Source organism: Pseudomonas sp. GW823-FHT02C02 (genome assembly GCF_058797635.1).
Window position 1 is genome coordinate 336,200 of the sequence record NZ_JBXAJV010000001.1, and the last position, 20,559, is coordinate 356,758.

Below are 20,559 nucleotides of genomic sequence, written 5' to 3' on the forward strand. Positions count from 1 at the left end.
GGAGGCCCCCTTACGGGGGCCTCTTTCAACATCATCAGGGGGCGTCCCACCATGCGCATAATCGCCTTGGCAATTTTGCTTTGCGTGGCCACCGTGATCGAGGCCGCACAAATGCCGCTCTCCATCCTGCCGGGCGGCGCGTTGGTGTACAAGCCAATCCAGAGCGTTCGCGAGCGCAAATTTGCCGACCTGGTACAACAGAAAACCGACTTCAGTTGCGGCGCTGCGGCGCTGGCGACCATCTTGCGCCAAGCCTATTGGCTGGACGTGAATGAAGAACAGATCATCGAAGGCATGCTGGCACACTCTGATCAAGATCTTGTCCGTGTCCAGGGCTTCTCCATGCTCGACATGAAGCGTTACGTGGAAAGCATCGGCATGCGAGCCCGTGGCTATCGGGTAGCACCGGAAACGTTGAGTGATATCAGAATCCCCGTAGTGGTCCTCATGGATATCCGTGGCTACAAACACTTTGTGGTCATGCAAAGAGTCCATCAGGGCTGGGTCTACATCGGAGATCCGGTACTCGGTCATAAACGCTACAAAGTCGACGACTTTATCAAAGGCTGGAACGGCATCATCTTTGCCATCATCGGCCAGGGTTACGACAAAACCAATGCGTTGCTCGACCCGCCCATGCCGCTGACCGCCAGGAACCGCGTCAACGCCTTTAGCCCAGTGCAGGACGCAGAGTTGATGGATTTTGGATTTATCCAAAGCGACTTCTTCTAATAACAAGGGAGCACGACGCTCCGGGAGCATCCCATGAAGACTCCAATCTGGCTGGCCGTGGTCTGCCTGGCCGCCAGCCTGCCGACCCAGGCACAGACGTTCAAACCCATTGAACTGAAGGATCAGGAGTTGGCAACCCTGCGTGGCCGTTATGTCATGCCAGGACGGATTATCAGTTTCGGCATTTCGATGACCAGCACTTGGCAAAATGCCAATGGTGAAGTGATCGGGGCAACGTCCACGATGCAAATTCAACAATCGACCATCAAGCCACAGTTTTATGTGTCGATGATCGACGAAAAAGGGAATGGATCAACCCGTTCGCAAGGCGCCAGCACGGGCACGGGCACCGTCACTGGCGGCAACGGCCTCAATACCACCGAAGGCGTGACTCAAGTCGTACGGGCTGCCGGCGACAACAATACGGCCTACAACAACGTTGATATCAACGTCACCAAGGCAAACCAAGTGCCAGCAACGCAACAGCAGGGCCAGGCACTCGCCGCAGGCTCAACGTTGGTCGGCGCCAATGGCGCGGGCTCAATGAGCGTTTCCTCGACCGGTACGGGTGTGCAATTCAACATCGTGGCCAACAACAACCAGGGCAATACCGTGCAACGCCTGGCCCAGGGTGGCCTGATGCAGAACACGACACTGCTCGGCAGTAGCAACCAGGTCCGCAACCTCACATCCTTCAATGTCGTGCTGCGTGACAACGTGCCGTCAGCCGGATCGGTGAGCGGCAATCTGGACCAGCTCAAAGGTCTTCGCACTCTCGGATTCTGATCTACGCTCAGTCTCATCAGATGTAGTCAGAAGGGACGGCTAACCCATGCAACGATCTTCAACGTTCAGAGCTTTGGTATGTTTGAGTAGCCTGGCCCCGGCCACAATGCTATACGCAGCACCGGACCCCCAGGTCGAAATCCTAAAACAAGAACTCATGGAGTTGAAACAGCGTTACGAAGCTCAGCAGAACGCGTTGATGGTACTTGAGCAACGCGTTCGCCAAGTCGAAGAAACACCGCAGCCACCAGTTCCCAAGCGCTTGACCAAATCCCCCGCCGAACCCTCCCGGGGTAACCAGGCGGTCGCCGCTGGTGCGCCGGGCACCACCGGCAGCTCCTATGGCCAATCGCTCAAGGACGATTCGGAACCTGCGCAAAGCGTTTCCAACCTGTATGACGAAGCCAGCGGCTTCTTCGGTGGCGGCAAGTTCAGCGTCGAAACCGGCCTGACCTACACGCACTACGATACCCGCGCCTTGACGCTTAACGGCTTCCTGGCACTGGACTCGATTTTCCTCGGCAACATCAACCTCGACCGCATCAAGGCCGACAACTGGACCCTGGACCTGACTGCCCGCTACAACGTGGCACAACGTTGGCAGTTCGACATTAACGTCCCCGTGGTTTACCGGGAATCAACGTATTCCTCCGGCGGCGCTGGTGGCGCTGGTCCGGTGACGTCTGACGCCACCGTGACTCGCGACCCGACCATCGGCGATGTGAACGTTGGCGTTGCCTACAAGTTTCTGGATGAGTCGGTCAGCCTGCCCGATGCGGTCGCTACACTGCGCGTCAAGGCGCCGACCGGCAAGGACCCCTACGGCATCAAGCTGGTCAGCGACCCTACCAACGATAACCTCTCGGTCCCCGAGGATTTGCCGACCGGCAATGGTGTCTGGGCGATCACCCCGGGTATCTCGCTGGTCAAGACCTTCGACCCTGCCGTGCTGTTCGGCAGCCTGTCCTACACCTACAACGTTCAGGACTCTTTCAGCGACATCAGCCCTCAGGTCGGCTCCAAGGTGAAAGGGGACGTGAAGCTGGGCGATTCCTGGCAGATCGGCGCCGGCATTGCCTTCGCCTTGAACGAGAAGATGAGTATGTCGTTCTCGTTCACCGATCAGTTCGCCCGCAAGAGCAAGATCAGGCCAGACGGCGGCGACTGGCAGTCGATTTCCAACAGCGACTACAACTCGGCCAACTTCAACATCGGCATGACCCTGGCCGCCTCCGATAACCTGACGATCGTACCTAACCTGGCCATCGGCCTGACCGACGACTCGCCAGACTTTTCCTTCAGCCTGAAATTCCCGTACTACTTCTGATCCACCACAACAAAGCCCCGCTGCGACTTCAATCCCAGCGGGGCTTTTGTATGTGGAACATTAAATCTGCGTCTAACGGATCTGATGCTTGTGCAACAAACGGTAAAAGGTCGGCCTGGATATCCCCAACACTTTGGCGGCAATGCTCAAGTTATCGCTGTGGCGGTTGAGTACATCGCACAAGGCCTGGCGTTCAGCGCGGGTCTTGTAGTCTTCCAGCGTGCCCATCGGCGCAGGAATGACGTGCTGGCTGATCAGCCCAAGGTCTCGCGCTTCGATCTGCCGGCCTTCGGCCAGTACCAACCCGCGACGTACTCGGTTGGCCAGCTCGCGAACGTTGCCCGGCCAGTCGTGCTTGCCCATGGCAATCAAGGCGTCGTCGCTGAAGCTGCGGGGGCGGCGGCCGGTTTCATGGCTGTAGAAGTGGGAAAAGTGGTTGGCCAGCATGGATAAGTCACCATGGCGCTCACGCAGCGGCGCGGTGACGACCTGCAATACGTTAAGGCGGTAGTACAAATCCTCACGGAAGGTTTTTTTCTCGACGGCCGCCTCAAGGTCGACATGAGTCGCCGCCAACACCCGCACATCCACCGGAATCGGCTGGCTGCCGCCGACATGCTCGATATGTTTCTCCTGCAGAAAGCGCAGCAGATTGGCTTGCAACTCCAGTGGCAGGTCACCGATCTCATCGAGAAACAATGTGCCGCCATTCGCCGCTTCGATCCGACCGACCTTGCGTTGATGGGCGCCGGTAAAGGCGCCCTTCTCATGACCAAACAGCTCCGACTGAATCAAGTGTTCGGGAATGGCCCCGCAATTGATCGCCACAAACGGCTTGTTGTGACGCTGGGATTGTCGATGGAGCGTGCGGGCGACCAATTCTTTACCGGTTCCGCTTTCACCACGAATCAATACCGGAGACTCCGTAGGCGCCAGCTTGCTCAGTAACTTGCGCAGCTCGCGAATCGGTTTGCTGTCGCCAAGCAGCTCGTGCTCAGGCTGATCAATATGAATCGTGCCCTGCCCGCGCAGGCGCGCCATGCCGAACGCCCGGCCCAGCGTGACTTGCACCCGGGACACGTCAAACGGCAGGGTATGGAAGTCGAAAAACCATTCGCAAACGAAATCTCCGACATTTTGCAGGCGCAGGACTTCCTGGTTGAGCACGGCGATCCACTCGGTACCGCTGCGGCTGATCAGTTCTTTGACCGCTTCCGGGCGTTCCAGATGAAAAGGTTGTAATCGCAGGAGGCCAACGTCGCACGTTCGGTCGGCGGCGTTCTCCAGGGAACAGCTGTCAACATCCCAGCCCACAGAGCGCAGACCCGGCAGCAGACGATAGCAGTCGTCGCAGGGATCCACTACTAACAGACGTCGTAACGCAGGCGTTTCGATCATGACTGTTCCTTGACGCCAAACTTTAGGAAATATTATTAAAAACAGTCGTTTGGCGGATCTGGCTGTAACATTAGCAAGAATTTGACGCACCCTTGTACCGTTTGACTATAGGAACACCGCATTATTAGTTATAAGAATGAGTTTGTTAGTTACCTAACGAGTTCAACCTTTCATTCAGCTTTCAAAAACCGCTCTGCCATTGAGTATATGAAAGAAAGTTGAAATTTCTTTTGATTGAGTGTGACCTGACCCCCGGTTGAGGGCATCAGTACAAGTAACCAGCCGAACGGTAAGCCCAACCGACGGCCTGTCACTTGATTGGGCATATAGAGAGAAGACCCCATGACTGCCCCGCTCCGTATCAACGAAGCTCTTTTGATTGCCAACCGCGCATTCCAACCTTTTCAATGCGTGGCCTGGGCCCCACAAGACGGCAATGGCGAACTCAGCCTGACCATTATCGACCGCACCAATACCCACATTGGCCGCACACAAATTCCGAGCAGTACTTATTCCGACCCCGCGCAACTTGAACACATTCTTGAAGAAGCTCGCGCCGAATTGAGCGAGGAAGGTTACACGCTGCAATCGTGGTCGATGCCACACTAAGGACGTTGGCGGATGACTTAAGTTGTCCGCCTCTTCTCCTTTCTTTTAGCGAACTACGTCGCTCGTCACGCCCCCCCCATTCCAACTTGCCCGCCACGAATTACTTGGCAGGCTTGTCAGTGGTTCGAAAAGTCACTGTTCTGGCACAAAGCGACCCTCCACCTGTGAGTTGTGACAGTTGTGCAATCGAGCGTTCAGGGATTGAATGTTCTGCACACGCAGTTGCCCTCCCGGTTCCCGGGTTTCGGTCAGCTCGCAAGGAGATGCGCGCATGCCCACCCTGACTGCTTTTGCCCGACCTGCCGCGCAGCGCACGGCCGGCCTCCTCGATAAAAGCTTCGCCTCCAATGGCAAAACCCAAGTGTATTTCGCCGGCAGTACGTCGAGCATCGCCAACGGCGTGGCGATCGACTCGAGCGGTCGCGTACTGGTGGCGGCGAAAGTCGGCACTCGAAGCGGCCATTGCTTTGGCCTGGCTCGCTTGCTTGAAGACGGTTCGGCAGACCTGGCATTCGGCGCTCATGGCAGCGTCATCGGGCAATTTCAGCGCGGTCATGAGGCCATGGCGGGAAAAGTCCTCGTATTGGGCGACGGGAACATCTTGGTCGCCGGCCTGCACTATGAGGACGCTCATCGGACGCTGCCGGCCTTGGCGATGTTCGACGCGCAAGGTCACCCGGTCAGGGACTTTGGCGACAATGGATGCTGTGTCATACGCCTGCCGGGGAATCTGTCCCAGGGCGTGCGCGACGCCTGGCTCCCTCCCGGCGTACCGGGGGCCGAAGCCTGCGACGTCCAGGTACAGGCTGACGGCCGAATCCTGCTGCTGGCCAATCACCCTTTCGAACTGGCCGATCACGTCGGCCTGCTGATTCGCCTGACCGACGCTGGCGAGCTCGATACCTCCTTCAACGGCCGCGGCTTTGTCATGGTCAGGCATTTGCTGATGAACACCTGGCTCAGCAGCCTGCTGTTGCAGCGGGACGGCCGGATCATGGTCGGTGGATCGATCAACTTCCCTGAAGAAGGCTTGCTGGCGCGCTACCTGCCCGACGGCAGTCTGGATGATCACTTCGCCGTGGATGGTTTCATGACTTTCAGTGTTGAGGGGCACAGCGCTCAGGTCAGCCAGATCGTCCAGCAGGAAAATGGTGATTTGCATTGTTTTGGCAGCAGCCGCGACCCGATGCATTGCCTGGCGCTGACACTGCACAGCAACGGTCGCCCGGACGTTCATTGCAACGGTGGCCAGCCCCACCTGCTGAAAATCGGACCCAGTGGCTGCCAGTGGAACGCCGCCCAACTCCAGCCGGACGGCCGTGTACTGGCGGTTGGCGCCACGATTGGCGGAGTCGAAGCCGACTTTCTTCTGGCTCGGTACTTGCCGGGCGGGCAACTCGACCCTGGTTTTGCCGAGGGCACTTGTTGGGTTCGCACCCGTCTGGGGCGCAGCCTGGACACCGCCACATCAGTGGCCGTTCAGCCGAATGGAGGCATCGTCGTAGGCGGTTATTCGCTGGACGGCAACTACCGGGCGGTTGTGGTGCGCTATCTCGGCTAAGCCAACGACTTTTCCCCCACTTGATCTTCCCGTCGGCTTACGGCAAGTTGCGCGCTTCTTAATACAAGGAGTAGCCGATGTCCGGTTCAATGGCCCAGGCCTTCGCGCACAACTTTCTAGGGCACTCTCCTCGCTGGTACAAGGCGAGCATTGTCGGTTTCCTGATTCTCAACGCCCTGGTGTTGTGGACCGTCGGTCCGGTGGCGGCCGGTTGGCTGCTGGTGCTGGAGTTCATCTTCACCCTGGCCATGGCGCTCAAATGTTATCCGCTGATGCCCGGCGGGTTGCTGCTGATTGAAGCGCTGCTGCTGAAAATGACCACGCCACAGGCGCTCTATGACGAACTGATACACAACTTTCCGGTGATCCTGCTGCTGATGTTCATGGTGGCGGGCATCTACTTCATGAAAGACCTGCTGCTGTTTCTGTTCTCGCGCCTGCTGCTGGGGGTTCGTTCCAAGGCCCTGCTGGCCTTGATGTTCTGCTTTCTCTCGGCGTTTCTGTCGGCGTTCCTCGACGCCCTGACGGTGACGGCGGTGATCATCAGTGCCGCCGTGGGGTTTTACTCGGTGTATCACCGCGTCGCCTCGGGCAATGATCCGCGTCAGGACAGTGAGTTCAGTGATGACCAGCACCTGCCCAAATTGCACCATGACGACCTCGATCAGTTCCGTGCTTTCCTGCGTAGCCTGCTGATGCACGGCGCCGTGGGCACGGCATTGGGTGGCGTCTGTACGCTGGTCGGCGAGCCGCAGAACCTGTTGATCGGCCATGAAATGGGCTGGCACTTCGCCGAGTTTTTCCTGAAGGTCGCCCCGGTGTCGCTGCCCGTGCTGGCAGCGGGCCTGGTGACGTGCGTGCTGTTAGAGAAATTGCGCTGGTTCGGTTATGGCACGCTGCTGCCGGACAACGTGCGCGCGGTGTTGGCCAACTATGCCGCCGAAGACAATGCCGAACGCACTTCACGCCAGCGAGCCGCGTTGCTGGTGCAAGGCGCGGCGGCGCTGATCCTGATTGCCGGGCTGGCATTTCATATCGCCGAGGTCGGCCTGATCGGCTTGATGGTGATCGTGTTGATCACCGCCTTCACCGGCATCACCGACGAGCACCGCATCGGTAACGCGTTCAAGGACGCGATGCCGTTCACGGCCCTGTTGGTGGTGTTCTTCGCGGTGGTTGCGGTTATCCACGATCAGCAGCTGTTCACGCCGCTGATCCAGTGGGTGCTGGCGCTGCCGGCCGATCAACAGCCGGGCATGTTGTTCATTGCCAACGGCTTGCTGTCGGCCATCAGCGACAACGTGTTTGTGGCGACCATTTACATCACCGAAGTGAAACAGGCGTTCATCTCCGGCCACATGAGCCGCGAGCATTTTGAAACACTGGCGATTGCGATCAATACCGGCACCAACCTGCCGAGCGTGGCGACACCCAATGGCCAGGCGGCGTTTCTGTTTTTGCTGACGTCGGCGATTGCGCCGCTGATTCGCCTGTCGTATGGGCGGATGGTGTGGATGGCGGTACCGTACACGGTGGTGATGGGTGTGCTGGGTTGGTACGCCGTGAGTTTCTGGCTTTGAGTTAGCAGGTTTGACGCCTTCGCGGGCAAGCCTCGCTCCCACAGGTCAGTGTAGGAGCGAGGCTTGCCCGCGAAGAACGATAACGCGGTTTAACCCGCGTTGAGGATGTATTGCTCGATCGCCTGGGCCGCGCCGTCATCGGTATTGGCACCTGTCACCACGTCGGCCTGGCGCTTCACCGCTTCTTCCGCCTGCCCCATGGCAATCGACAACCCGGCACGATGAAACATCGCCGGGTCATTGCCGCCATCGCCCATCGCGGCAGTCTGCTCCAGCGGCACACCGAGAAACTCCGCCAGTGTCGCCAGTGCGGCACCCTTGTTGGCGAGCATCGCTGTCACGTCCAGGTACACCGGTTGCGACCGCGAGACTTGTGCCTGGCCTTCCACTTTCGGCAGCAGCTGCGCTTCCAGCTCAATCAACAACTGCGTGTTTTGGCTGGTGGCAACAATCTTGTCGATGCGCGTCAGATACGGCTCGAAACTCTCGACCACCACCGGCGGATAGCCGAGGCCGTGCTGCTCGCGTGGGACCATCGGCCCGTGCGGGTCTTTCAGCAACCAGTCACCGCCACTGAACACCCAGATTTCCACGTCCGCCTGATCGGCAAACAGCGCCAACGCCGTCAGCGCAGCCGTGGCCGGTAAATAATGCGCGACCAGCACGCTGCCGTCCGGATGGACGATCGTGCCGCCATTGAATGCCGCCGTCGGCAGGTCGACACCGAGGGCTTCGATCTGCTGCAGCATGGCTTTCGGTGGACGCCCGGTGGCCAGGCTGAACAGCACGCCGGCCTCACGTAACGAACGGACGGCCTCGATGGTGCGCTGACTGAGGCTGTGATCGGGCAGCAGCAAAGTGCCGTCCATGTCGCTCAGCAGAAAACGGATGGATTGTGGCGTGACGTCACTCATCCGAGGCTGTGCCAGACGCGACCGTCGCGGGCCAGCAGTTCATCAGCCGCCTCCGGGCCGTTCTCGCCCGCCGGATAGCGCTGCACGCTCGCGTCCTGCTGCCAGGCATCGAGGAATGGCTGCACGGCGCGCCAGCCGTTCTCGATGTTGTCGGCGCGCTGGAACAGCGTCTGATCACCCGTCAGGCAATCGTAGATCAGCGTTTCGTAGCCGGTGGACGGCTGCATTTCAAAGAAATCCTTGTAGGCAAAACCCAACTCGATGTTGGCCATTTTCAAGGCCGGCCCGGGCCGCTTGGCCAACAGGTCGAACCACATGCCTTCGTTGGGTTGAATCTGAATCCGCAGGTAGGTCGGTTGCAGCTCATCGACCTCGGTATCGCGGAACTGCGCGTAGGGCGCAGGTTTGAAGCAGATGACGATCTCGGTGTCACGCACGCTCATGCGTTTGCCGGTGCGCAGGTAAAACGGCACGCCGACCCAACGCCAGTTGTCGATCATGACCTTGAGCGCGACGTAGGTTTCAGTGTTGCTGTCGGACGCTACGTTGGCTTCCTCACGATAACCCGCCAAGGATTTGCCATCGAGTTCGCCGGCCGTGTATTGGCCACGCACCGAGTTGGCCCGCGCCTCTTCCGTGGACCACGGACGTATCGCGCCGACCACTTTGGCTTTCTCGCCACGGACCGCATCGGCGCCAAAGGCTGCCGGCGGTTCCATCGCGACCATCGCCAGCAACTGGAACAGGTGATTGGGCACCATGTCCCGCAAGGCGCCCGTGTGTTCATAAAAACTGCCACGGGTTTCCACGCCGACGGTTTCGGCGGCGGTGATCTGCACGTGGTCGATGTAATGGTTGTTCCAGAACGCTTCGAACAGGCTGTTGGAGAACCGGCTGATCAAAATGTTCTGCACGGTTTCCTTGCCCAGGTAGTGATCGATCCGGTAAATCTGGTTTTCCGACATCACCTTGAGCAGACATGCATTCAACGCTTCGGCGGTGTGCAGATCGGAGCCGAACGGTTTTTCGATCACCACCCTTCTGAACGCTTCGGGTGTCTCTTGCAGCAAGCCGGCGGCGCCGAGGCGGCGCACCACTTCACTGAAGAAACGTGGCGCGGTCGCCAGGTAGAACACCGCATTGCCCGTGCCGCTGGCGGCGATTTTCGCCGCCAGCGCTTGATATGTGCTGTCGTCCAGGAAATCGCCCTGGACGTAGCTGATGCCTTTGGCCAGTTTGGCCCACAGCGCCGGGTCAAGGGCTTCATCGCCCTTGCCGACTTTGGTGGCCGCTTCGGTGCGGATGAAATCTTCAAGCTTCTGCGCAAAGGCTTCGTCACTGATGGCGTTGTGGTCAACGCCGATGATCCGCAGTCCATCGCCTAGCAGACCGTCGCGACTCAGGTTGTACAGCGCCGGCATCAGCAAGCGCTTGACCAGGTCACCATGGGCACCGAACAGAAACAGCGTGGTCGGTGGTGCGGGTTCTGCTTTCGATTTATTGCGGATCAGACGGGTCATTTTTTCGAAGTCTCCACGTGGCCGCCGAAGCCGAAGCGCTGGGCCGAGAGGATCTTGTCGCCAAAGGTGCCTTGGCCGCGCGAACGGTAGCGTGAGAACAGCGAGTTCGACAGCACCGGTACAGGCACCGATTGCTCCATGGCGGCTTCGATGGTCCAGCGGCCTTCACCGCTGTCAGCCACGGAGCCGGAGTACCCGTCGAGTTTCGGATCGCTGGCCAGTGCGTCGGCGGTCAGGTCGAGCAACCACGACGACACCACGCTGCCACGGCGCCAGACTTCGGCGATGTCGGCCACGTTCAGGTCGAAACGTTGGTCTTCCGGCAGGTTTTCGCTGGCTTTGGTCTTGAGGATGTCGAAGCCTTCGGCAAAGGCCTGCATCATTCCGTACTCGATGCCGTTGTGGATCATCTTCACGAAATGGCCAGAACCTGCAGGGCCGGCGTGGATGTAACCGCGCTCGGCGCGATCGTCTTCCGACTTGCGGTCCTTGGTACGCGGGATGTCGCCCATGCCGGGGGCCAGGCTGTCGAACAGCGGATCAAGGCGTTTCACCACCTCGGCTTCGCCGCCGATCATCATGCAGTAACCGCGCTCCAGGCCCCAGACGCCGCCGGATGTGCCGACATCGATGTAGTGCAGGCCTTTTTCCGACAGGGTTTTCGCCCGGCGGATGTCGTCCTTATAGAAGGTGTTGCCGCCGTCGATGATGGTGTCGCCGGCTTCGAGCAAGGTGCTCAGGGAGTCGATGGTGTCTTCGGTCGGCGCACCGGCCGGCAGCATGACCCACACCGCACGTGGCTTGGCCAGGCCTGCGACCAGCGCCGGCAAGTCGATGACGCCCTTGGCGCCTTCTGCTGCCAGGGTGTCGACGAAGGCGGTATTGCGGTCGTAAACAACGGTGGTATGCCCGTTGAGCATCAGGCGACGCGCAATATTTCCGCCCATGCGGCCCAGTCCAATAATCCCGAGTTGCATGTGCTGATGCTCCCTACTACAAATAAAGTGTGTCAAAGGTTATAGCCCAACGCGACCAATGAGGGTTAGTCCAGAGCGTTGGCGTGAAGTTTCCGGGCATTGTGCCCGATCCTGACTGATAACGTCGGAAATCGAACTCAAGACACAACGACCATGAAAAATAAAAAAGTTCCCTTCAGGGGCAAAAGAAATCAAAATCGGTGCCGATAGTAATACAGCACCCGATGTCGGGGCGGTTTTACAGTTGATGCACGCCATTTGCGAGGTGAGCAATGGGCACAGTACAAGCAGCACGGCCAGCACAAACCCTTTACGTCACGATCCGTCGTGATGAATTGCGCCAGTTGAAAGAAGAGCGCGACCTGTTGAAGCAGGAGCTCGCGCAGCTGCGCTTACTCACACAAAGCTCTTCGGCTCAGCCCTTGCCCGTCACCGCGCGCGCACCACACGCCTGATCCCCCGCCTGACTCGGAAACAGCCTTCTGCTGTTTCCGACACCGCTTCCCAGCCTTGCCGTTTGCGGCAACTCACAAAGTTTTCACATCGACGTGTTGATACTCCGGCTCATTATGGCCGCTCGGTATCCGCGCGGTTTCCGTTCGTCGGCAACATGGAAGGCTCCCGACGGGTCGACGCGATTTGATATTTTTGGCTGGAGCGCTGAATGACTGTGTTTAAACGCAGCAATACGACTGCGAAAGGTTTTGATTGGGCAGGATTTCTCTGGTTGTTCCTGTTCTTCTGGTATTTTTCCGGCATCACCCAATTACTCATTCAATTGACGGGCACTTCGGGCTTCACCGGGTTCCGCCAAGCCTTTGTGATGAGCGCCATTTGGCTTGCACCGATGCTGCTGTTCCCTAGACAGACACGTGTCATGGCCGCGGTGATCGGCGTGGTGCTGTGGGCCTGCTCGATGGCCAGCCTGGGTTACTTCTTCATCTATCAGCAGGAATTCTCCCAGAGCGTCATCTTCATCATGTTCGAATCGAACATCAGTGAAGCGGGCGAGTACATGACCCAGTATTTCGCCTGGTGGATGGTGGCGGCGTTCCTCGCCCATACGCTGTTTGCTTATTTCCTGTGGACCCGCTTGCGCCCGGTGTACATGCCCCGTGGACGTGCGCTGGTGGCTGCAACCGCCATTCTGGTGGCCGTGGTCGGTTACCCGCTGATCAAGCAAACCGCGCGTACCGGCAGCCTGGCTGGTGGCTTCGAGAAATTCGAAACCCGTATCGAGCCGGCGGTGCCTTGGCAGATGGCTGTGGCGTATCACCGTTACCTCGACACCCTGGCCGGCATGCAAGACATGCTCGACAGCGCGAGCAAGATTCCACCGCTCAAGAACCTCAAGGACACGATGGCCAACCAGCCAGCGACCCTGGTGCTGGTGATCGGCGAGTCCACCAACCGTCAGCGCATGAGCCTCTATGGCTACCCGCGTGAAACCACGCCGGAACTGGACAAGCTCAAGGATCAGATGGCGGTCTTCGACAACGTCATCACCCCGCGCCCGTACACCATCGAGGCGTTGCAGCAGGTGCTGACGTTCGCCGACGAAGAAAACCCGGACCTTTACCTGTCCACGCCGTCCCTGGTCAGCATGATGAAACAGGCCGGTTACAAGACCTTCTGGATCACCAACCAGCAAACCATGACCAAGCGCAACACCATGCTCACCACGTTCTCCGAACAGGCCGACGAGCAGGTGTACCTGAACAACAACCGCAACCAGAACGCCGCGCAGTACGATGGCGACGTCATCGCGCCATTCAACAAGGCCCTGGCAGACGCCGCACCGCGCAAGCTGATCGTGGTGCATTTGCTCGGCACGCACATGAGCTATCAGTACCGGTACCCACCGACCTTCAACAAGTTCACCGATCGCAAAGGCGTGCCGGAAGGCGTGCGTGACGATCAGGTACCAACGTACAACAGCTATGACAACGCCGTGCTGTACAACGACTTCGTGGTGTCGAGCCTGATCAAGGACTACGCCAAGTCAGATCCGAACGGCTTCCTGATGTACCTCTCGGACCACGGCGAAGATGTCTTCGACTCCGTGGGCCACAGCACGCTGGGACGCAACGAGGCAAAGCCGACGGCGCCGATGTACACCATTCCGTTCATGGCCTGGGCTTCGCCGAAATGGCGTGAAACCCACGACTGGAGTTTTGCCGGTGACCTGGCTCGGCCTTACAGCAGCTCGCAACTGATCCACACCTGGGCGGACTTGGCGGGTCTGAGTTTTGATGAGCTGGACCGCAGCAAGAGCCTGGTCAGCGACAGCTTCACGCCGCGTCCATTGATGATCGGCAATCCGTATGAGCGTCAGTCGCGCCCGCTGATCGACTTCAGCCTGATGAAACCGAAAAGCACGCCGACCGATCCGGCAGTCGCGCAGAAATGATGCCCTGAGGGATCGGCGCCGATCTTTCACTCTGTCGAGAACCCTGCGGGAGCTTGCTCCCCCAGGGTTACACCAGCCCCCGTCTTAACCTCTCCGAAACATCTTAAAATAACAATAATTCTCGTTTAGACCTAAATCCCCTCTCCCCCCTTCGTCTTTGAACAAACGGAATTTTTCCCTCGAAGACAAGGAGTCGGCTGCGATGTTCGCGCCTATCACCCGTTCCATGACCTTTACCCTGGGCCTGTGCAGTGCTGCGCTGAGCCCCGACCTGCTGGCTGAAACCGCCCCGGATCAAGAGCCGAGCCACACCCTTGAACTGGGTGCAACCAATGTGACAGCCCAGGGATTGGGCAGCACCACCGAAAACACCGAGTCATACACCACCGGTGCCATGAGCACCGCTACGCGGCTCAACCTCTCGATCAAGGAAACGCCGCAATCGGTGTCCGTGGTCACCCGCCAGCAAATGGACGACTTCAAACTCGGCACGCTTTCCGAAGCCATGAGCCAGACCACCGGCGTGGTGGTTCAGCACAACGATTCGGACCGCGTCAGCTATTCGTCCCGTGGTTACTCGATCAACAATTTCCAGATCGATGGAATGCTCAACACCTTCAGCTACATGAAGTCCGATTCCGACACCATTATTTACGACCGCATCGAAGTGGTTCGCGGCGCGACCGGCCTGACCACGGGCGCCGGCGATCCTTCCGCGACGATCAACATGGTGCGCAAACGGCCGACCGCACAATGGGAGGCCCAGACCGGTGTCAGCGGCGGCAGCTATGACGATTACTACAGTTACGTCGATGTCGGCGGACCGCTGGCCTTCGACGGCCGCCTGCGCGGTCGCGGTGTGCTGGCTTATCGCGACAGCGGTTCCTACCGAGACAAGTACGCGTTGCAACGGGAAGTCGGCTACGGGATTCTCGAAGCCGACCTGACCGATGACACCGTGCTGGCCGTGGGATACGACTACCAAAACAAACAGGTGCAAGGCACCTCTTGGGGCACTGTGCCCTACTGGAATGCTGACGGCAGCAAAGCCAACCTCGGACGCTCCACCAACATGGCCACGCCGTGGAGTTCCTGGCCACTGAAAGACAAGACCGCGTTTGCCACGCTGGACCAGCAACTGGGCGCCGGCTGGCACCTCAAGGCCGCTTACACCCACCGTGAGAGTGACACCGACGGCAAGATCTACTACGGCGGTGGCGGCTTCCCCGAGGCAGATCGCAGCGGCATGATCGCCAACGTCAGCCACATGGTCGGCACGCAAAAAATGAAAGCCTATGACTTCAACGTGTCCGGCCCTTATTCGCTGTTCGGGCGTGAGCACGAAATGATGATCGGCTATGGCGAAGCCGAACGCAGCGAAGACAACCCTTACACGGTAGACAGCCCGCGGTCGCCGGATTACGAGAAAGTCCCCGACTGGAAGTACATGGGCGGCATTCCCAAATTCCCGGACACCGTCACCGGCCTGAAAGGCTCCGATGAAAGCACCCGGCAAAAGGCCGGTTACCTGGCCACGCGCCTGACCCTGACCGACGACCTGCACGCGGTACTCGGCAGTCGCTATGGCACGTGGGAAATTTCAAGAAAGGCCAACCAATACGACGGCAATCTGCAACTGACCGGTGTCGAATCCACCAGCCAGAAGCACAACGACATGTGGACACCGTACGCCGGGCTGCTCTACGACATCACGCCTGAATACACCGCTTATGTCAGCTACACCGATATTTTCAAGCCGCAGGACGAGCGTGACAGCAATCACAACTACCTCGAGCCAGTGGTCGGCAGCAACTATGAACTGGGGCTCAAGGGCAGCCTGCTCGAAGAGCGACTGAACCTCGCCACCGCGGTGTTCTGGAGCAAGCAGGATAACGTGGCCGAACTCGACGACTCGGTGCCACCGGACCCGGTCACCGGTGAGGAGTTCTTCAAATCGGGCGGCAAAGGCAACAAAGTCCAGGGTTTCGAAGCCGAGGTCTCAGGTGAAGTGATGGCAGGCTGGAACATGACGGCCGGCTACACCTACACCCACTCGGCCAATGGCGAGAAGCAGCGCAACAACACCAACCAGCCGTTGAACATGTTCCGCTTCTCCACGGCTTATCGCTTGCCCGGCGACTGGCAGGCACTGACCGTGGGCGGCGCCGTGAACTGGCAAAGCGACGTCTACCGCGCCGCCAGACGCCCGGTCGGCCGTGGCGCCGATGGCGAGATCATCACCGCCAGCACCCACATCCGTCAGGAGGCCTACACCGTGGTCAAACTGATGTCGCGCTACGCATTTGATCAGCACCTGTCGGCTTCGCTGAACGTCGATAACCTGTTCGACAAGAAGTATTACGACAACGTCGGCTTCTACAACGGCGTCTACTGGGGTGACCCGCGCACGGTCACCCTGAGCCTGGACTGGAAGCTCTGACGCAGATCATATCCAGCTGACGGAATCGGCGGATAATGGCTTGGCAACATTGGTTCATGGACGAAAGAGCACCCTATCCGCAGTAGGAGGCACACCATGAAACGTACCGCGTTGATTCTTGCCAGTCTGATGATGTTCGGTTCGACCGCAGCCTTTGCAGAAGGCGGCGCCGAGCGCATGAGGTATTACTTCGAAACCCTGCACTTCAAACAACAGCAGGCCAACGGCATCGAGACCAGGACGATCGAGCTGAGGGTTCCGAACGATCAGACCGCGCAAGTGACCGAAACCTATCGGCCGACATAAACGATGGCAAACGGGCGTTCTGAGGGACGCCCTTTTTTATGCCCGCTCGACAGTTTTCACGCGCCCAGCAGCACCCCGCAAAACCCGCCCAGCAGCACCAGTAACCACGGCGGGCACCGCCAGAACAGCAGCGCCATCAATGCCAGGACCGCCATCAGAACATCCAGCGGCCCGAGGATCGAGGTGGTCCACAATGGCTGATACAACGCAGCCAGCAACAACCCCACCACCCCGGCGTTCACCCCGGCCAGCGCCGCTTGCACTCGGCCAATGCCACGCAAGCGCTGCCAGAACGGCAGGACGCCGATCACCAGCAACAGCGACGGCAGGAATATCGCCAGGACGCACACCAGCGCGCCGCTCCAGCCGCTGATGGACGCGCCAAGGAATGCCGCAAACGTGAACAATGGTCCTGGCATCGCTTGCGCGGCGGCGTAACCGGCGAGAAACACGTCATTGTCGAGCAATCCCGTGCTCACGACCTGGCTTTGCAACAGCGGCAACACCACATGGCCGCCGCCAAACACCAGCGCCCCCGTGCGGTAGAAACGGTCGAACAGGCTGGTCAGCGAGTCCGGCCAGTAATGCGCAATCAACGGCAACCCCAACAGCAACGTCACGAACACAGCCATCGCCAGCCAGCCGGCCACGCGACTGACCCGAATCGACAAACCCTCCCGTGGCGCTGCATTGGCGTTGTGCAGCAAGACCAGGCCGATCAGCGCCGCCACGGCCATCACCGTCAGTTGCCCGCCCATCGTTGGCCAGAGCAACACCCCGGCAGTCGCCAGCAACGTGATGCCCACTTGCACCGGACCTCGGCATAACGTGCGGGCCATCCCCCACACGGCCTGGGCAACCACGGCGACGGCGACAATTTTCAGCCCGTGAATCAAACCGGCCGGCAACGCCCAGCCACCGTGGGTGATGCCCAATGCCAGCAGCGTCAGGATCAGCGCCGAGGGCAAGGTAAACCCTGCCCACGCCGCCAATGCCCCCCAATAGCCGGCGCGGGACAAACCCAGCGCCATGCCCACCTGGCTGCTCGCCGGGCCCGGCAGAAACTGGCACAGGGCAATCAGTTCGGCGTAGGCGGCTTCGCCGAGCCAGCGCCGACGCGCCACGAACTCGTCACGAAAATAGCCCAGATGGGCGACAGGACCGCCAAACGAGGTCAGCCCCAGGCGCAGAAAGATCAGGAAAATCGCCCACGGCTTGTCCGTTTTCACGGGTGCCCTGCCTTGCGCGTCATCGAGGCGGCTCATGTGGCGTTAAAGGTCCTTGGTCCAAAACAGCATTCGGCCATGGGCCGGGTCGAACATGCCGGGGGCAAATCCGAACTTGCCATAAGACGCCTGCGCGACGGCATTACCCTCGAGGACTTCCAGGGTGATCTTGCAGCAGCCGCGCTGACGGGCGATGTCTTCAACTTTTTGCAGCATCTTCTGGCTCAACCCCAGGCCGCGAAACCTGGGCATCACCGCCACATCGTGCACGTTGACCAGCGGCCGGCAGGCAAACGTCGAGAAACCTTCGAAGCAATTGACCAGCCCGGCCGGTTCGCCACCGACAAACGCCAGCACGCTGAATGCATGGGGACGCTTGGCCAGTTCCCCCGGCAGTTGCCGCAGGATGTCTTCGGGCAGTGGGTGCCCGCCGCCCATCGGGTCTTCGGCGTAGGCATTGAGCACCACACCGATCGCCTCGGCATGCAGCCCATTGGTGTAGCTGGCCTGAAGCACCAGAATGTCTGCGGATTCCATTTCCATCGTCAACGTCCCGTCAAATTGGCCCAGCGCGTCGCTCGCGCCGGGAGGTCGACGGACATTATCGCGAGGTGCATTCGGCGGCAACCCGAACCTGTTTCAAACGCCCCAGATCAGCGTTTCGGTCCAGCCCAACTCGGCAAAATCCTCAGCCCTCAGGTGCGATTCCCCGGCGCAGAAAAACTCGTCCAGCTGCGGCGGCGTGACCGAGGTGCCGCTGAGCATCGCGTGGACCTGGCCGCGATGATGCAGCTGGTGTTCGAACAAATGCGACAGCAGGCGCAGACGGCTGTCATGTTGCGGCGTGTCCCGGGCGATGGTCACGATGCGTCCCAGATCGGCGTCGCGCAATTGTTCGCAATAGGCAATCAGGCGACGGTCCACATGCGCTTGTTCACGCTGCAAGTCGGCAGCCGCAGCGAACGGCTCGTCTTTGGCAAAGAACACATAGCAATCAGGATGCGGATCGTCCCCGCGCAGTTCCCGCTCCAGCGCATCCACGTAAAACCAGTCGCACGTCAGGATGTGGTTGAGGGTGGCGATCAGGCTGGGGAAGAAGCTCACTCGCGGTGCCGCCAGTTCGGTCGGGCTCAGCTGAGTCCAGGCCTTGGCGAGTCGGTAATTGGCCCAGGCATTCTGATAGGCCATGGTCAGCAAATGGTGAGACAGAGGCTGATTCATATTCGCGGCTCCCGGCCATCAGGCTTCGGCGAAACGTTGCAACTGCATTTCCTGTAAACGGCTTAACGTGCGGCGGAACGGGAATTCCAGATAACCCTCGGTGTACAACGCCGCCATCGGCACCTGCGCTTCGAGGTACAGCGGCACCTTGCGGTCGTAGCACTCGTCCACCAGGGCAATGAAACGCCGGACACCGTCGTCATGCACCGACAATTGCGGCAGCTCGCGATCACCGGCCACGACCCGTTCGGCACCGTCCTCCGTGCCTCGGGCGATGCGTCCTTCACGTTTCTGTGCGCTCAGATTTGGCACTTCACTCAACAGAATAGCGCTGAAGGTGTCGCACAGCGCCATGAAGTCCATGGCGGCGAACGGTTGTTCGCACAGGTCGGCGTAGCGGCACCAGAGTACTGTCGAACTGGCCTGCACCACAGTGACCGAGCGGTAACCAACCGTGATCGGATCGCTGGACGTGGGCTGGCCTGCGGTCAACCCGTTGAACACCTCACCGAGCGCGCTCGGCTGCCCGGGCGCCGCCACCCAATACCGTTGCAGACCCGCGCCGGGATGCAGGCGATGGTCTTCGCCGCCATCCACCGCGATCACCTGCATGTGTTTTTTGATCGCTTCGATGGCGGGCACGAAACGGTCGCGGTTGAAGCCATCGGCGTATAGCTGGTCCGGCGGTTGATTGGAGGTGCAGACCACCACCACGCCCTGCTCGAACATCACCTGAAACAAACGCCCGAGAATGATCGCGTCGCCGATGTCGTTGACGAACAGTTCATCGAAACACAGCACCCGCACTTCCTGGCTCAACTCACGGGCCAGCGCCTTCAACGGGTCGGCGGTGCCGGTCAGCTGGAACGAGCGCTGATGCACCCAGCCCATGAAATGGTGAAAGTGTTGGCGTCGGGCCGGGACCTTGAGGTTTTGGTAGAACTGATCCATCAACCAGGTCTTGCCCCGTCCGACCGGCCCCCAGAGGTAAACGCCGGTGATCGGCGTGCGGCCTTCATGCAGGGCTTCGTGGCATTTTTGCAGCGCCCACACGGCATGTTCCTGGGCTTCGTCCTGGACGAAGCCCTTCTGTTCAATGGCGTGTTGCCAGGCGCTTAGGGGAGAGTCGACATTCATGCGCGGCAGTATGCCATGCGCTCGGGTTTACACAGAGATGTCCAGCCGGGCGATCTTGCCCTGCTCGTTGAGGCGGAACATGTAGCGCAGTTCCAGCGGGCTGCCGGGAAAGGTCCCGGAAATCAGGTTGTGCACCAGGACTTTGCCGGTACGTTGCTGAACGTCGAGCACTTCGACCCGTGGTTCATAACGCTGCGCGGTGTCTTGCATCCATTGGGCGATGGCTTGCGTGCCGATCCGGTGTTGGCCCTCATCGAACACGTTGGCGTCCTCAGCAAAAAAACTGCCGACCCGCGAGGTGTCGCGGGCATTGGCGGCGGCAATGTAGGCGGCGATGGCGGGTGCCAGTGAAGAGGCTGGATTGGACATGGGTGCGGCTCCTTGTTGTTTGATTCTGGAGCCATGCTAGAACAGG

At 59.6% G+C, this 20,559-nt stretch carries 19 protein-coding genes; 10 read left to right on the top strand and 9 right to left on the bottom strand.

Annotated elements, in window-relative coordinates:
* Positions 1–51: 51 nt before the first annotated feature.
* The 3 genes from fapD to fapF are packed head-to-tail and all read left to right on the top strand — an operon-like array spanning position 52 to position 2,845.
* Positions 52–732 carry a fibril amyloid maturation endopeptidase FapD gene (fapD, locus tag AC1ROI_RS01450; RefSeq protein ID WP_102593515.1) on the top strand — a complete coding sequence of 227 codons (681 nt, stop codon included), beginning with the start codon at positions 52–54 and terminating at the stop codon, positions 730–732.
* 33 nt (positions 733–765) lie between these two features.
* Positions 766–1,518 carry a fibril amyloid subunit FapE gene (gene fapE / locus AC1ROI_RS01455; RefSeq protein ID WP_102593516.1) on the top strand — a complete coding sequence of 251 codons (753 nt, stop codon included), beginning with the start codon at positions 766–768 and terminating at the stop codon, positions 1,516–1,518.
* 46 nt (positions 1,519–1,564) lie between these two features.
* Positions 1,565–2,845 (top strand): fibril amyloid transporter FapF, encoded by a 1,281-nt coding sequence (gene fapF, locus AC1ROI_RS01460; protein ID WP_010460551.1) that lies wholly within the window; start codon positions 1,565–1,567, stop codon positions 2,843–2,845.
* A 72-nt stretch (positions 2,846–2,917) separates the two neighbouring features.
* Here fapF and AC1ROI_RS01465 read toward each other — a convergent pair whose 3' ends face one another.
* Positions 2,918–4,243 carry a sigma-54 dependent transcriptional regulator gene (locus AC1ROI_RS01465; RefSeq protein ID WP_010460554.1) on the bottom strand — a complete coding sequence of 442 codons (1,326 nt, stop codon included), beginning with the start codon at positions 4,241–4,243 and terminating at the stop codon, positions 2,918–2,920.
* Positions 4,244–4,585: 342 nt separating this feature from the next.
* Here AC1ROI_RS01465 and AC1ROI_RS01470 point away from each other — a divergent pair, with 342 nt between their 5' ends.
* The 3 genes from AC1ROI_RS01470 to nhaB all read left to right on the top strand — a co-directional run bounded on the left by AC1ROI_RS01470 (position 4,586) and on the right by nhaB (position 7,993).
* On the top strand, positions 4,586–4,852 hold the full coding sequence (locus AC1ROI_RS01470; protein ID WP_010460556.1) for a hypothetical protein: 267 nt from the start codon (positions 4,586–4,588) through the stop codon (positions 4,850–4,852).
* Positions 4,853–5,123: 271 nt separating this feature from the next.
* Positions 5,124–6,413 carry an NHL repeat-containing protein gene (locus AC1ROI_RS01475; RefSeq protein WP_010460559.1) on the top strand — a complete coding sequence of 430 codons (1,290 nt, stop codon included), beginning with the start codon at positions 5,124–5,126 and terminating at the stop codon, positions 6,411–6,413.
* Positions 6,414–6,490: 77 nt separating this feature from the next.
* Positions 6,491–7,993: a sodium/proton antiporter NhaB gene (nhaB, locus tag AC1ROI_RS01480; protein ID WP_010460560.1), complete on the top strand. Its 1,503-nt coding sequence runs from the start codon at positions 6,491–6,493 to the stop codon at positions 7,991–7,993.
* Positions 7,994–8,082: 89 nt separating this feature from the next.
* On the opposite strand, the gene AC1ROI_RS01485 is transcribed toward nhaB, so the two are convergent.
* Genes AC1ROI_RS01485 through gnd form a run of 3 tightly spaced genes read right to left on the bottom strand, consistent with a single transcriptional unit; the run spans position 8,083 to position 11,404 of the window.
* Entirely contained in the window at positions 8,083–8,907 is an 825-nt protein-coding gene (locus tag AC1ROI_RS01485; protein ID WP_102595632.1) for an HAD family hydrolase, read from the bottom strand.
* Complete coding sequence (zwf, locus tag AC1ROI_RS01490; RefSeq protein WP_102595631.1) at positions 8,904–10,427, bottom strand: glucose-6-phosphate dehydrogenase; 1,524 nt, start codon at positions 10,425–10,427, stop codon at positions 8,904–8,906. The genes AC1ROI_RS01485 and zwf overlap by 4 nt, the downstream gene beginning before the upstream one ends.
* The gene (gnd, locus tag AC1ROI_RS01495) at positions 10,424–11,404 is read right to left on the bottom strand and encodes a phosphogluconate dehydrogenase (NAD(+)-dependent, decarboxylating) (protein ID WP_102595630.1); all 981 of its coding nucleotides are present in this window, start codon (positions 11,402–11,404) and stop codon (positions 10,424–10,426) included. Before gnd ends, zwf begins: the two co-directional genes overlap by 4 nt.
* A 272-nt stretch (positions 11,405–11,676) precedes the next feature.
* Here gnd and AC1ROI_RS01500 point away from each other — a divergent pair, with 272 nt between their 5' ends.
* The 4 genes from AC1ROI_RS01500 to AC1ROI_RS01515 all read left to right on the top strand — a co-directional run bounded on the left by AC1ROI_RS01500 (position 11,677) and on the right by AC1ROI_RS01515 (position 16,560).
* The gene (locus AC1ROI_RS01500; RefSeq protein ID WP_077747795.1) at positions 11,677–11,859 is read left to right on the top strand and encodes a DUF6026 family protein; all 183 of its coding nucleotides are present in this window, start codon (positions 11,677–11,679) and stop codon (positions 11,857–11,859) included.
* Between the two features lie 209 nt (positions 11,860–12,068).
* Positions 12,069–13,814, top strand: coding sequence for a phosphoethanolamine transferase CptA (locus AC1ROI_RS01505; RefSeq protein ID WP_083376679.1), 1,746 nt, complete (start codon positions 12,069–12,071; stop codon positions 13,812–13,814).
* A 202-nt stretch (positions 13,815–14,016) separates the two neighbouring features.
* On the top strand, positions 14,017–16,254 hold the full coding sequence (locus AC1ROI_RS01510) for a TonB-dependent siderophore receptor (protein WP_102595629.1): 2,238 nt from the start codon (positions 14,017–14,019) through the stop codon (positions 16,252–16,254).
* Between the two features lie 96 nt (positions 16,255–16,350).
* Positions 16,351–16,560 carry a hypothetical protein gene (locus AC1ROI_RS01515; protein WP_010460570.1) on the top strand — a complete coding sequence of 70 codons (210 nt, stop codon included), beginning with the start codon at positions 16,351–16,353 and terminating at the stop codon, positions 16,558–16,560.
* 56 nt (positions 16,561–16,616) lie between these two features.
* Here AC1ROI_RS01515 and chrA read toward each other — a convergent pair whose 3' ends face one another.
* The 5 genes from chrA to AC1ROI_RS01540 all read right to left on the bottom strand — a co-directional run bounded on the left by chrA (position 16,617) and on the right by AC1ROI_RS01540 (position 20,513).
* Entirely contained in the window at positions 16,617–17,825 is a 1,209-nt protein-coding gene (gene chrA / locus AC1ROI_RS01520) for a chromate efflux transporter (protein ID WP_102595628.1), read from the bottom strand.
* Between the two features lie 6 nt (positions 17,826–17,831).
* Complete coding sequence (locus AC1ROI_RS01525) at positions 17,832–18,323, bottom strand: GNAT family N-acetyltransferase (protein ID WP_077747791.1); 492 nt, start codon at positions 18,321–18,323, stop codon at positions 17,832–17,834.
* 102 nt (positions 18,324–18,425) lie between these two features.
* Positions 18,426–19,007, bottom strand: coding sequence for a DinB family protein (locus AC1ROI_RS01530; RefSeq protein WP_102595627.1), 582 nt, complete (start codon positions 19,005–19,007; stop codon positions 18,426–18,428).
* A gap of 18 nt (positions 19,008–19,025) precedes the next feature.
* Positions 19,026–20,144 (bottom strand): cell division protein ZapE, encoded by a 1,119-nt coding sequence (zapE, locus tag AC1ROI_RS01535; RefSeq protein WP_010460579.1) that lies wholly within the window; start codon positions 20,142–20,144, stop codon positions 19,026–19,028.
* Between the two features lie 27 nt (positions 20,145–20,171).
* Positions 20,172–20,513 (bottom strand): nuclear transport factor 2 family protein, encoded by a 342-nt coding sequence (locus AC1ROI_RS01540; RefSeq protein WP_010460581.1) that lies wholly within the window; start codon positions 20,511–20,513, stop codon positions 20,172–20,174.
* Positions 20,514–20,559: the final 46 nt, after the last annotated feature.